The 16184-nt window shown below is 27.7% G+C and carries 5 protein-coding genes; all 5 read right to left on the reverse strand.

From position 1 onward, the window contains the following. Positions 1 to 226 precede the first annotated feature (226 nt). The gene (locus tag CLPUN_RS12545) at positions 227 to 1417 is read right to left on the reverse strand and encodes a D-alanyl-D-alanine carboxypeptidase family protein (protein WP_077847618.1); all 1191 of its coding nucleotides are present in this window, start codon (positions 1415 to 1417) and stop codon (positions 227 to 229) included. Positions 1418 to 1824: 407 nt separating this feature from the next. Continuing rightward, on the reverse strand, positions 1825 to 2373 hold the full coding sequence (locus CLPUN_RS12550; RefSeq protein WP_077847619.1) for a GNAT family N-acetyltransferase: 549 nt from the start codon (positions 2371 to 2373) through the stop codon (positions 1825 to 1827). A gap of 33 nt (positions 2374 to 2406) precedes the next feature. After that, complete coding sequence (locus tag CLPUN_RS12555) at positions 2407 to 10338, reverse strand: non-ribosomal peptide synthetase (protein ID WP_077847620.1); 7932 nt, start codon at positions 10336 to 10338, stop codon at positions 2407 to 2409. 39 nt (positions 10339 to 10377) lie between these two features. After that, positions 10378 to 12072 (reverse strand): B12-binding domain-containing radical SAM protein, encoded by a 1695-nt coding sequence (locus CLPUN_RS12560; protein ID WP_158078761.1) that lies wholly within the window; start codon positions 12070 to 12072, stop codon positions 10378 to 10380. A gap of 35 nt (positions 12073 to 12107) precedes the next feature. After that, positions 12108 to 16049 carry a non-ribosomal peptide synthetase gene (locus tag CLPUN_RS12565; RefSeq protein WP_077847622.1) on the reverse strand — a complete coding sequence of 1314 codons (3942 nt, stop codon included), beginning with the start codon at positions 16047 to 16049 and terminating at the stop codon, positions 12108 to 12110. Positions 16050 to 16184 lie beyond the last annotated feature (135 nt).

Raw genomic sequence — 16184 nt, forward strand, 5'->3', positions numbered from 1 at the left:
CTATAATATATGTATTGCAATAATAAATTTACATCTAAAACTTGTAATTATAATCATCTGCAAATAATATATGTAGAAATTTAATTACAGCATATATACATAATAAAACATAGCCCAATAATTAAGATTAATTTCTTTTATTGAGCTATGTTTTTTAGTATTCCTTATTTAAGTCTATTCTATAAAAGCATAAGAATTAGTATTCAATATAAAAATACAATTATTTTTATACCCCTTTTTCAAATAAATTTTTAATATTGTATTTAATATTATCAAATATATTGCCTTTCTTTATATCTCTATCACAATATATTTCTACTTCTCCAACTTTTTCATCTCCTAAATAAACTTCATATTTTCCAACTATATCTCCTGCTTTATATTCCTTCTTTAGTTCACCAATGACAATTTTCTTTTCTAATTCTTTATTTACCCCCTTTGGTAATATAACATTTAAATCATTTTTTGCCATTGCCATAAAGAATTTATCAGTTTGTTCATCCATAAATACCTTATCTATTTGTTCATCCTTTGATACAAGTTTTTTACCTTCATATTTTGAAAATCCATAATTAAGTAAAACTCCTGCATCACGATTTCTTATTTTATAAGTTGGAGCACCCATGATTACAGATAACATTCTTACACCATTTCTTGTTGCTGTTGCACTAATACAATATTTAGCTTCATCTGTAAATCCTGTTTTTAATCCATCACAGCCTTCAAAAAATCTAACTAATTTATTATGATTTACAAGTTCTATTGGAGATTTTCTACCTTCTGATATAGAATCCATATAAGTGCCAGTGTATTTTAAAACTATTGGATGTTTTAATAATTCCTTAGACATTATTGCTATATCTTTTGCTGTAGATAAATGTCCTTCTGCTGGTAAACCATTGCAATTTTTAAAAGTAGTATTACTCATTCCTATCTCTTGTGCTCTTTTGTTCATAATATTAACAAAATCTGCTTCTGTACCTCCAAGATATTCAGCAAGTGCAACTGCTGCATCGTTACCTGACGCTATTGCAACACCTTTTAGCAGTTCTTCTACTGTTCTTATTTCTCCAGTATCCAAAAGCATTGTACTTCCACCCATTTTCTTAGCATTTTCACTGCAGGTTACCTTATCCTCCAATTTAATTTTGCCACTGTCTACAGCCTCCATTGTCAATAACATAGTCATAACTTTTGTTACTGATGCGGGTGCAAATTTTTCATCTGCATTTTTTTCATAAAGTATCTTGCCACTCATAGGTTCCATAAGTAAGGCTGACTTTGCTTCTATATTTGTTCCATCAGATTTAACTTTATCCTCTGTGTCTATTGCATTAGCTATGTTAATTGGCAATACTAATATCGTAAGAATAAATATCAAAGTAAAAGATAAAATTCGCTTCATTCTATTTTTCATTTTACTACCTCCTTTCAAAATTAGTGTTACCATAAGCAGAAATAATATAACAAGTAGTTCTAAATTTCTCAAAAATTTGACACAAAATTTACTTTATATAAAAAATAACAGATAAGCATACTCATCTGTTACTTCTAAATTTTCGATCTATTTAATGCATAAATCGTAATTTAAATTTTATATTTTAATAAAAATTGGTTTGAAAATTCTAAAAGAAATTAAACTAAAACTTTAGAACCTATCTTAATATTTAGTCTATTAACTTCATCCATAATTTAATCTTATCTCTTACATGTGATTATAACATCTAATTAGTCTTACGGCTTCATATTCAAAACTATCCCATTTTCTATTAATTAATTTTATCGTAAGACAATTTTAACTTACCTTTGAATTACAAATAACACTTATTTTATTAATGAAAACATATTTAAATCTTGATGCTTATCTCTAAAATATACATATTTTCTTAAATAGCCTTCATAAACAAAGTTCATTTTTTTTAACATATTTTCTGAAGCTTTATTCTCGGGATACACGACAGCTTCTATTCTCTCTAAATTCATTTTATTAAATCCATAATGTATTATTGATGAAATCGCTTCTTTTGCATATCCATTTCCCCAAAAACTACTATTTACTTCATAACCTATTTCTGCTCTAAAATGTCTTTTACTCCAATTATGATATCCACAAGTTCCAATTATTTTATTAAACTTTTTTAATTCAATTCCCCATCGAATAGCATTACCCGCATTAAAAGATTGATCAAATTTCTCAATGAGAATCTCTGCCTCTGATATATCCTTCATAGGATAGATTCCATAGTATTTAGTAACAATCTCGGATGAAAGTATACCAAATACATTCTGTGAATCTTTGCTTGTCATTGACCTAAGTTTTAGTCTTTCAGTTTCAATTACTGGAAACTCATTAAATGCCTCTTTCTCGCCCATATTTTACTCCTATTCTGTTGTACTTAAAACATATTATTTTTGTTCAAGTATTATCTTTGCTATATCTGCGTTAAATTTGCTATTTTCAGGATTTAACATATTAATATGTTCTCCATGCCCGTCATACACATGATAAGAAGCATTTGTCATATCACACCACCCTGTATATACATCATTTTCATTTCTATTATTTGCGGAAATTAAATGTATATGTGAACGTACTTGTCCTTCATTAATCATTTTATAATAATATTTGTGATAGCATAATATTCCTCTTTTCATTCCTTCGAGATAAATATTATTAACTTCTAAACCAATACTTTCAAGATAGTTGTTTATCCTACTTTCTATCACATGCTCTGAAAATTCTAATTGTTTTGCCTTTCTATAAGAATCAAAAAGAATTATTTTTTCTACAGTGTATCCCTCTGATTCAAGTCTTTTGGCTACTTCAAATGCGATACCGCCTCCTGCAGAATAACCAATTAAATTATAACTACCTTCTATTTGTAATTTTTTTATTTGTTCAGTATAGAAACTAACTAGGTCATCACGCTCTACATAATCGAAACAAATCATATTATAATCAATATACTTAGCAATATTTAAATAAGCTGAAGCCATGCCTATGATATCAGGAAAACAGAATATTTTTTCTTTAAAGTTTTTATTGAATTCTAGATAAAAACTTTTATGGGATTTATTTTTTATGAGTCCACGAATATTTCTTATGTTTGGTTCTTTGAATATTTTAATTATAGGTACTTCAATATTAAATTTTTTATAAATGAATGTACAAAGATTAATTATTGTTAAAGAGTTAGCTCCTATTTCGAATAGGTCATCTAACGGTGATATACTTTTCCAATTTAGTATTTCCTCAACATATTTTAGTAATTCCCTTTCAACCTCGTCACTGGCTTTTATATTATGATTTAGTTTAGACTTTGAATTTTTAAATTCCTTCATATACCTTTTATCAATCTTACCATTGGCATTAAATTTAAATTTATCTAAAATCACGTATTCATTGGGAAGCATATATGCTGGTAATCTTTCTTTTAATTTTCTTCTAATGCTTTCTAGTGTTGATTCATTGTTTAATATTAGATACGCTATAATTCTTTCATTAACGTCATCTGATACCTCTACTACAACTCTTGATACCTCGTTTAATTCTAGAATATTTCTTTCAATATCACTAAGATCTATTCTTAAACCTCTAATTTTTACTTGGCTGTCTTTTCTTCCTATAAACAATATATCACCACTTGGAAGCCACTTTCCTATATCTCCAGTTTTGTACATTAAACTTCCATTAAAATATTTACTTCTTACAAACTTCTCTTGTGTTAATTCCTTACTATTTATATATCCATTTGTAACACCCTTACCAAAAATACAAATTTCTCCTGTTATTCCTACTGGCAGAATATTATTGTGTTTATCCAAAATTAGAATTTTATAATTAGGCATAGGTTTTCCAATTGGAATATTAGTATAGTATTTATAATTTTCGTGATTTACTTCAAAATAAGTAGAATCAACTGTACACTCGGTTGGACCATATACATTTATTATCAATGGATACTTAACATCTTCTCCACATTCCATCTTATTGTAAAATGATTTTACTGTTTTACCGTTTAATGTTTCTCCACCTATCAACATCTTCTTGATATTAGAACTTTCTAAATACTGATTTGACTCAGTTATAAAGCTAATATGATTAGGTGTTCCATCTGTTACGTCTATCATATTTTTAACATAATACTCATACAGCTTCTTACCATCATATTTCAAATTTTCAGGTAATATATGAAGATGATGACCATTTAATAGTGCTGCAAAAATCTGCTTTATCGAAGCATCAAAATAGTAAGGTGATATCATACTTATATTTGCACCACTAGGAATATCATTATATACTCTCTCATTTAGACCTTCTACCAAATTCAATACATTTCCATGAGAAACTGAGACACCTTTTGGAACGCCACTTGAGCCCGAAGTATAGATAACATAAGCCTCATTATCTTTCCTTATCTCTTGTTCTACTGCAACAAACTTATTTGAGGTATTATCTTTTGGTCCCATATAAAAATCCATATAAATTAAATCTACATCATCTTTTTCCTTTTCGCTATTTAAAAATGCCACTCCCTTAACTTCATTTAATTCTTTTTGAGTTAAAATATGTTTGTGGTTTTTAATCATTACGTCAACAATTTCAGATATAGTTTCTTCGCCTTCCCCTAGTATGGAAAAATCAAAGTTTGAATCTAAAAGCAGAGTATTAAAATCACTAGTAGCATAAGGGCCTCCAGCAAAAATTGGAATGTCTGGGAACTTACTTTTAATTACTGCCGCTGTCTTATGATAAAACTCTCTATAAAACGTTAAAGTTCTCATTCCTATAATGTCTGGATTATAATCTTTTATAAATTTAAGAAGTTCTTTATATGAATTAAAATCAATTCTAGATTTTAAAACTTTTCCATCTACTGCATCCCCATATTTTTCTTTTAAATATGACATCACGTATAATTGGCCTAATGGAACTTCAACTACATCATACATCATATTTTCAGAATCCTTAGAAAAATATTGTGTTAAATCAAGAAATAATATTTTTACCGCATCTTTTTTAACTTCACCATGCTTAAATAAACCTTTTAATTTTTCGTTTAAACCTTCACAAGATAAATCTTTATTAGTTTCTACAAGGCTTAATTCTTCTCGTGTTACATTTAACACTTTAAATAGCTCATCAAGACTCCTAATACTTTGAGATAAATAACTATCGTATTTTTGTACTATTTCATCTTCGGTTAAAAGTTTTAATTGATGAGGAAGTACATGCAACAATCTTTCCTTATTTAAAAAGTATTCATTTAAAAAATCTGTCTGATACTTTAAAGTAAATTTCTTATCAAATGGAAGTGTTAGCGGCAATTCATGATATGCCATAGCACTTGAAGCTTGTATATCTTCATTTTTTATACCATTTTCAATTGCTAGTCTTTCCATGTTTGTATTAGCATAAATTTTTAATATATTTACATATGGGAAGTGAATCCACTTAATGTCTTTTATAAATTCAAGAGTCGCTCTTGCTTCCTCCTCAGTCTCTGTTGGAAAACCATGCATTGTATTAACTTCTAATATGATATTAGGGTATTTCTTAGCAATATATTCGACATTTCTTTTAAATTTATCAAGTTTCAGATTTTTACTTATTAACTTTTGCAAACGTTCTGAAGCAGTTTCAAGGGCCAATGCAACTCTTACAGTACCTGCTCTCACCATCAAATCAATATATTCTTCTGTCAATATATCTCCTCTTATACAAAGGAATAATTGAACATCCATATTATTTTCAATAATTAATTCAAATATTTTTTTACTATTCTGTACATTAAAATTAAATACATCGTCTAAAAATACAAACTTTTTCAACCCAATTTTATAATACATTTGCATTTCTTCAAATACATTATTAGCTGATCTGCAAATCTGCTTCTTAGGCCAAATTTTATGACAATAAGCACAATTAAATGGACATCCTCTTGAAGATATCATTGAAACACCATCTTTAATTAGTGATTGACCTATATATTTATTATATTTTTCATAATCTATCATAGATCTATCTGGAAATGGTAATTCATCAAGATTCACTATAGGTGGCCTGCTATCAGTCTTATGAATAATGCAGCTTCTTCCAAAAATATTTTTTAAATTTAGAATAGATATATCCTTCATACTTATTTCATTTGTTAATATCAATTGAATTGATGAAGTTTTTATTATTTCCCTTAATCTCTTTTGTGGCGTAGTTGGATCAATAGGAACATAAGACGCTCCCGCCTTTAAAACTCCTAATATTGCAGTTATAGTATCTAAAGAAGGTTTATATATTAATCCAACTCTTGAATTAATATATATTCCTCTAGATTTTAAGCCTTCTGCCAATTCATCAGATTTAACATCGAGTTCATCATACTTCATGCTGCAACCGTCAAAAGTTATAGCATTTCTATCAGGATATTGTCTTGCTATATATTTAAATCTGTCAACAATTGAATCTAACGTATTATATTCTATGCCGTTTGAGTTAAAGTTATTTAGAATCAACGATACTTCTGCTTCTGATATAATACTTATATTTTTAATAGGAGTATCAAAAGATTTTAATTGTTTAAGAATTTCAATATATTTAACAGCCAATTTCTCAATAGTTTCTTTTTTAAATAATCCTGTGCAGTATGAAAAATTTAAACATAATTCATCATTTATCTCATAGGCATTTACAGTCAAATCAAATTTTGTATTCTTCTTATCAAACTCAAAATTTTCAAATTTCAAGTTATTTATTTCAGATTTTGTTATATCAAAACTTTGCATTGCAAACATTGTATCAAATAACACATTTCTACTTTTATCTCTTATTATCTTTAAATCATCTAATAATTCTTCGAATTGATAATCTTGATTTTCATATGCTGATAAGGTCTTTTCACGTACCTCACCAAGTAATTCATTAAATGTTTTATTAGGATCTATCTTTTGTCTTAAAGCTAAAGTATTAATAAATACCCCAACCAATTTTTCAAATTCACTATCTGATCTTCCAGCAATTGGCGTTCCTACAATAAAATCATCTTCACCAGTATATTTATGAAGCAACACATAATATGAGGCTAATAAAATCATGAATAATGAGCTTCTCCTATCTACTGCTGCATTTTTCAATCCAGCTGTTAATTCTTTACTTAAATAATAAGTAATACTTTCCCCAGCAAATGATTGTATCGCAGGTCGTTCATAATCTGTTGGTAAATTTAACTTTGGCAATATGCCAGAAAATTCATTAAGCCAATATTGTTTTTGTTTTTCACTGGATTTTTTTAAATTTTGCTGCCATAATACATAATCCTTATATTGTAATGTTAAAGGTTCCAATTCTTTCCCATTATAAAATTCTACAAATTCCTTTGTTATTATATTCATAGAAAATCCATCTGAAACAATATGATGAATATCAATTACTAAAGCGTGATTTTCTTCATCAATTGTAAATAATCCTACCTTAAATAATGGACATTTTCTCAAATCAAAAGGCTTAAGGAACTCATCTATTTCATTAATAAGATCCTTTTCTAAAATTGTTTTTCTTGTAATCTTAAGTTGTATGTCATCATGAATTATTTGTACAGGCTCTCCCTTAATAATATCAAAGCTTGTCCTTAAAATTTCATGTCTTTTTATTAACTTGTTAATGGCACTCTCAATTTGAAAATATTCTAATTTTCCATATAGTTTTAAAACAATTGGTATATTATAATTTAAATTTTCATCCGTTATTTCATTTAAAACAAAAATTCTTCTTTGAGAAGAAGATAATGGATAAAAATCTTTCTTCTCAGATATGATTATATCTTTATTTTTTATATACTGTGTTTGTTCAATTAGTTTTCCTATCGCTTCTATAGTAGGTTCTTTAAATATTTCCACTAATGATATTGACTTTTTGAACTCAGATTTAATCCTTGATGCTAATGAAGTAGCTTTAAGGGAATGCCCTCCCAACTTGAAGAAATTATCTTTAACGCTTATATCACTATTTATGTTTAAAATATCCTTCCATAAATCAACAAGCTTCTTTTCAATATCATTTCTCGGTATTGCAAATTCCACATCTTTAGGAATTATCTCCATAAGTAAAAGACCCTTCTTATCTACTTTCCCATTTGGTAGTAATGGTATTTTATCGATCTGAGAAATTCTCTGTGGAATCATATAGCCTGGTAGAGCCATTTCCAATTCCTTTATAATTAATTCTGGTGATATTTGTTCATTTGAAGTTACAAATGCTGATATATATTTATCATTTGAATCTGTATCATTTATTATAACAACTGCATCCTGAATGCATTGAATTTTTGTTATATTTTTTTCTACTTCTGAAAGTTCTAATCTAAACCCTCTAATCTTTACTTGTGCATCTTTTCTTTCGTAGTATTCTAATTCTCCATTAGAATGTAACTTTGCAATATCACCTGTTTTATAAATATTGACTATCCCAAATTTATTAAATTCCACAAATTTTTCTTGAGTCATTTCAGTGTTATTATAATAACCTTTTGCTAGTCCTAATCCATAAACGCATAATTCTCCCCAGTTCCCTAATGGAACAATTTCCCCCATATCATTAATTAATATAAATCCTATATTGTCTATTGCCTTTCCAATATAGACATATTCATCTTCTATATTAAATTTATGAACAGTTGAACAGACACTATTTTCTGTTGGTCCATATTCATTATGCAATTCTGTATTAATCAGCATTTTAAAATGCTGTTTTACAACATCAAGTCCAATTTTTTCCCCTGCTACAGTTATATGTTTTAATTTACTAAGCATATGAGGAACCTCTGTTAATAACATTTTATACATGCTAGGAACAAGAAGAACATGTGTTATATTCTTATTTTCAATAATATTTGATAAATAAGGAATTTCAATTCTTTTTGCTTCATTTATTAGTACAAGCTTAGAACCACTAGTCAATGGTGTAAAAATGTCTTCTATTGAACTATCAAAAGAAAACGATGGAAATTGTAATATAGCATCATTGCAGTTAAACTTATAATACTCACCTCTCCAAGAAATTGTATTACAAATTGATTCATGCTTAACCATAACCCCCTTAGGATTTCCCGTAGAGCCAGAAGTATAAATAATGTATGCGATACTGTCACTACTAGGACTTTCTAATTCCATTTCTGGTATAGATTCACTAACGAAGTCTTCCATATTAATTAAATTACTTATGCAGCATTTCTCCAATGCTTTTATTCTTTTAGATGTAATAACTAGTTCTGGCTGACTATCCTTGATTAAAAAATCAATTCTCTTTTTAGGATAAGACGGATCAATAGGAATATATGTCCCCCCAGCCTTAAGTACAGCTATTATGGCTATAATCATTTCAAATGATCTATCAATACATATTGCTACATTCTTATTTTCACTAATATTATTTTTTCTTAAAAAGTAAGCTAACTGATCTGATTTATAGTCAAGTTCCTTGTAAGTTAAAAGTTCATCTTCAAATATAAGAGCAATTTCATTGGGTGTTTTTTTTACCTGTTCTTTAAACAGATCAACTAAATTATTAAATTTTCTCTCAATGCACCTTCCTGAACCTGACTTTATAATAAAGTCAACTTCCTCATTAGATAGATGATTTGCCTCTCCTATTTTGATTTCCAAATTACTGATTACATTATTAATTACATTGAGAAAATGATTGGCATATTTCTGTATTCTTTCTCTATAATACAAATTCTTATTATAATGTATCTTTAATAGTAATTTTTCTTCCTTCATAAATTCATATATAAGATTACACTTGGTTTTTATATATGAATATTCTTGAATTCCATTTAAAATAATACAAATATCAAATAGTTTATTACCCTCACTATCTCCAAAGTCAAGCATATTAACTAATTCATCTATAGGAAAGTTTTGATTATTGAAGCCATTTAATAATGCATCCTTTGCCGCTAATATAGTCTGTTTAATAGTCATATCATTATTTATTTGAATTCTTAATGGTATTTCAGTATTAATAAACTGTTTTTCTTCCTTTTGCTTTAATATAGTGGTACCGATTATTGAATCTTCATACCCTTCGTATTTAAAGTATAATATTCTAATAAATGATATTAACAATATTAACAATCTATTATCTGATCCATTACTAATTCTATATAATTCATTTGAAATATTTTCTGGTATTTCTATTAAGATTTCCTCATAATCATATTTTCCATTAAACACATTAGTATCATAAGACAGAGTTGCATGTTTTAGTTCACCATTTAATTTTTTAGTCCAAAATTCCTTTTCTTTAACAAGAGAGTTTAATATAATTCGTCTATTATCTGTCATAATTTCCTCCTCAATATAACCTCTGATTTTTAATCTATGTTAAAAATTAAAATCATCAATATCTACTTCCATATTATTTTCGGCATTACATTGCTGTATTTTTTGATTAAAGAATCTATTTCTGAAATCTAATAATTCTAATAACGGAGTAACAGCATTTGAATGCAGTCTATGCCATCTTTGGTCAGCCTCATTAATTTCAACTATAGTATACGGATCAGGTATTCCTAATTCCTTTCTTTTCATAACAAACCTGTTTAATCTGTCATATATGATTTCTCTTTGAGGATATATATCTAAAGCCCATGTTTGTGACATCAGCATTTCCCTGTATTCTTCGTTATACACTAATCTCCTTTTGTCAGACCAAATGTCTGAACAAGTTTGGCCAGTATAGTGATACGTAAATGGATTGCATTCTGCCTGCCATATATAATCTTTTAACTCTTCCAAAAGTTCTAATGTTTTATTAAAATCTTCTTCTGTTTCACCTGGATGTCCAATAACCCAAAAGGTTGTTGTTTTAATACCAGCATTGGCAAGGTTAGTAACTGATTGTCTAATCATCTCTGGAGTTATCTTTTTTCCCATCATGTCTAGGACATTTTGAGAGCCGCTCTCTATGCCTAATCTCGCTCTATAAAATCCACCATTTCTCCACTTTAATGCTCTTTCATATGGAATAGATTTTTCTACTCTTAAGTAAGCATCATAATAGAATGGTAAGTTATTTTTTTTTACTTTTTCTGACAATTCATCTACTATAGGATTTAGTAATGCATCTAACATAAAAAAGTTCTGAAATCCATATTTGTTGTAGAGAAATACTTTTTCATTTAAAAGACTATCTACCATCTTTTTTCTATATTTGCCATGATACTTTACTTCATTACAAAAACTACACTCAAAAGGGCAACTAACAGACGCAAATGATGCCATATATTGATATTTATCAATATGCAAATCATCCATATCTGGGATTTTCATTTCAGAAAAGCTCATAAAAGTATTATTCATATCATCAGGAGTAAATACCCTTTTATTCCCATTTTCTCCTCTTATAATTTTTAAAAATGGTTTTTCTCCTTCTCCAATTATTATTTTATCAATATACGCTTCTGTAGATTTTTTGAAATATTCCAAATCTTCTGATCCTATAGCCAATTGATCTGCAAAAACACCTCCACCTATAATAACTTGTATATCCTTATTAAGTTTTTTAATAATTCTTGCTGCATATATACATGCAGGTAAATTTCCTTTAAAAGCACTTAACCCTACATATTTAGAATTATATTCTTCAACATACGAAGTTACATATGCCTTTATTTTGTAAAAAAACAGTTTTGCAATTCCATCTAACTGCAATTTAAGATCCTTGTCCGCTTCTATAAAAAATGTATTTTTTATAATTTCCCCAAAAAGCTTGTCATAAGCTCCTTCATCAACTTTATTAATATATGCCATTAAGTGATTTCTCCAAACATCCAAACCAATATTAAAAATATTTCCCTGCCTTTCTTCTGGAATATTACGTTTAAGTATTTCAAAATAATCATAGTAAAGTTGTAATAATTCATCATCAGTATTGGCATCACATACCTTAGCTTCATATCCAAATTCTTTCAGATAAGTCTTTATAAATACCACTCCTTGTGGCGGTATTAATGGATCCAGCATTGGTAGAACAAACAAAACTATTCTGTCTTCATTGTTTTTTTTAATATTATCCATATACATGCCTCTCTCCTAGTACTATTTCATATACACTAAAAATCAAATTCACCTTCTAGTTCAACTATTTCTGCTTTTTCATAAATCAAATTAATATCTATTTGATTTATATTTATTTCTGTCTCTTCAATGACTTGTCTAATTATGGAAATAAAATTATCTATAACAAGCTGCATGCTTGATCGTTTAAAAATATCTGTTGAGTACTCTAGCTTAAGATTTATGCAATCTTGTTTATCATATATTTCAAAATACGTATCGAATTTAGCTTCTCTATATCCACTATCAAATGGCGTTATTTGAAGTCCATCTATACAAATATCTCCAATTTCCATATTCTGAACCGCTAGCGCATTATCAAATATTGGATTTCTTGAATTATCTCTTTCTACCTGTAAGCTTTTAACCATATCATCAAAGGAATAATCCTTATTCTTAAATGCTTGAAGCACATTTTTCTTAATTTCCTGCAAGTATTCTTCAAATCTAAGCTTTTCACAAACTCTGTTTTTTATTGGAATCATATTTATGAACATACCTATCAAATTTTGAATGTCTGGATTATTTCGACCTGCAATAGGAATTCCAACTATTACCTCATCTTTATTTATAAATTTGGATATTAATATGTTGTAAACTGCTAAATATAACATAAAGTTAGTTACATTGTTTTTCATACAATATTGATCTATATTTTGCTTAATTAAATTTTCAATTCTACCCTCTATTAAGTCTCCATTAAACGTAACCTTAGATTTTCTTTCATAATCTAAAGGAAAACTTGAATCAGGAATTTCTGTGGATAGATACTCACTCCAATATTTACCTTGTTCTTTATACTTATCTAACTTGATATACTCATTATGCCATTCAACAAAATCTTTATACTGTATCTCTAATTTTGGTAATTTTTCCTCATTATAAATACTCATAAATTCATTAACTATAATTCCCAATGAACTACCATCAGAAATTATATGATGCATATCAATTCCCATAACATAGTGATTTGTAGAAAGTTTGATTAATGCTACTCTTATCAAAGGCGGTCTCTCCAATTCAAACGGTTTTATAAATTCTCTTGATTTTACTTGCACATTTTCTTCAGTTGCTTGCATAATCTCTACCTTGAATTCAAAATCATCAATAATAAATTGCTTAGGTACATCATTTATCATTCTGAAACCCGTTCTTAATACTTCATGCCTTCGAATAATTTTTATAAAACTAGTTTCTATTTTTTTATAATCAAACTCTCCCTTTATTTCAAAGAAACCTGACATATTATACCCAGTACCTCTTTCATCAATTTGCTGAATAAAATATAGCCTTTGTTGCGAAGGAGTAAGAGCGTAGTAGTCTTTTTTATCTACTCTTTTAATTTCATAACCCTCAATGTCTTGAGAAGAATTAATTTTCGGAATTAAATAATCACAAAATTCACCTAAAGTAGAATATCCAAATATATCCTCTATGGATAAAACCACATTGAATATTTTCCTTAATTTCAATATAATTACACTTGCTTTTAATGAATGTCCACCTATTTCAAAAAAATTATCATCCATTTTTATAGTGTTTTCATTTATTCCAAGAACTTCTGCCCACGCAGTTCTAACTTTATTGATAATATTGTTTTCAGTATTAAAGTTTGAATTCTTAATGATTTCTCTAAACGGAGCTAGTAATGCCCTTGTATTTATTTTTCCACTTGTAGTTAAAGGCATATTATCTATTTTAACTACATATTCTGGTATCATATAATCTGGTAAAAATTTTTTTAATTCTTCTTTCATATCTTTAAGGCTCAGTTTTTTCATGCCACTATAGTAAGCACATAAATCTACTATCCCAGTTGATGGATTTGTTAGAGGTAACACAATACTTTTAACATTAAATAACTCTTCAATTCTACGCTCTATTTCTCCAAGTTCAATTCTATACCCTCTAAGTTTTATCTGAGAATCGCTTCGTCCATGATAAACAATATTCCCATCACTTCCCAATGAACAGGTATCTCCAGTTTTATACATTATTTCTCCATTAATATAAGGGTTCTCAATGAATTTTTCATTATTCAACGCCTCATTATTAATATATCCAGGAGTTAAACAAACTCCTGATAAATATAAATCTCCAATTATACCTATAGGTTGAATTTTTAATTGTTTATTCATAATATAAACTTTTGTATTATCAATAGGCTTACCAATCGGAATATAATCATACACACGATCACGTTCCACATTAAAATAAGTTACATCAACTGCAGCTTCTGTTGGACCATATAAATTAACTAATTTTACATGATTATAAAATAATTCAGATTTGTAAAATCTTTCACATAAATTTATAGCAAGCTTTTCCCCACTTACAAAAACGAATTTTAATGATTTAAATTCTATATCTTTCTCGTCTTCATAAAATTGTAGGAACATATCTAACATTGCTGGTACGAAATGTACAACCGTAATATTATGCTTATTGAAATATTTACTTAATTTCTCAGGATACTTTTCATGACCTTCACTTACGATACATAATTTGCTTTTGCAAAATGTCCAAAGAAATAATTCCCATAATGAAACATCAAAAGTTACAGGAGTTTTCTGTAAGAAAAAATCTTTCTCATTTAATCTATATTTATCTCTCATCCAAATTAATCTATTTACAATAGATTTATGTTTAATTGGTACACCCTTTGGTGTTCCTGTTGATCCTGATGTATAAATAATATAAGCTATATCATCATTTGATATATTAACTAATGGTCTTTTATTATATTCATCACTTTCCCCAAGCATTTCTGTAATGTTTAAACACTCAATTTTATAATCACTTAAATTATTTTTTTCAAAAACTATCATTTTTTCAAATCCACTGTCTTGTTGAATAAGCTGCAATCTTTCATTAGGGCAGTTTATATCTATTGGTAAATATGAACATCCTGCTTTTAAAATCCCCATCATTGCCGACAGCATTTCTGGTGACTTTTTCATTTTAACAGCAACTATTTCCTTCTTTTTTACATTGTTATTTATCAGAAAATTAGCCACTTTATTTGACATATTTTCAAATTCAAGATATGTAATGACTTTATTTTCATAATAAATAGCATTCTTACTTGGATTTTTATCAACGCATTCCTCAAGGAAACTATGTAATAGACTGCTGGAATCTATGGGCGAATCAGTATTATTAAATTCATTAATAATTGCATTCATCTTCCTTTCTTTCATTAATGAAATATCACATATTTTTCTATCTGAATTTTCCAAAAGTGTTCTAATCACATGCTTAAAATTTTCTATAAGATCTTTAATAATAAATTTATAGAAAACTCCATTATCATAATGAACCTTAATTTTAATGCAATTATCAGAAATTAAACTCTCGAAATTTAATATTCCATAAAAATTATCGTAGCTGTCCCTTTCATGAATTGTATTTGAAAACAACAGTAATTCATACAGTTCTTTTATAGAACTACTATTAATGGAATCAGATACTTTAATTAATTCTTCTAAAGGCAATACACTACTATTAATGTATTTAGAAAAAGTCTTCCCTATATTAATTAGATTATCTTTAAAACTTTTTTGATTATCTATTTGAACTCTAATAGGTATAACTTCATTTTTATTATCTTGTAAAGACCTCATAGAAGGTATTGCAAAACTTATTCTATTCTTTTCTGAATACATAGACAATAATATCGACACCATTGTATTTAATATGATAAATGTGGTTTTCGGCAAATCTTTTGACATAATCCTAAGCTTACTTCTTAAATCATCATCTAAAATAAAACTTTCAGTTTCATACTGTCCACTCAATTTTGAACTTTTCATATGAAAACATTCAAATATACTTCCCTCATCAATAATTTCATTTATTTCCTTAATCCAAAACTCCTTTTCCTCAAAATATTTAGCACAAAGTATGGAAAATGATTTGGTATTTTTAATCTGCTGCATTTTAAACCCCCTTCAAAAATATTGATATAATATTTTCCCAACTTAATTTTGAATATGCAAACATAATTATCCACTTTTTATACAATACACATACACTACTATAAATTGGTTGGCAAGAATACATAGACCCTTACC

Origin of the sequence: Clostridium puniceum, from assembly GCF_002006345.1 — a bacterium.
Classification (GTDB): domain Bacteria; phylum Bacillota; class Clostridia; order Clostridiales; family Clostridiaceae; genus Clostridium; species Clostridium puniceum.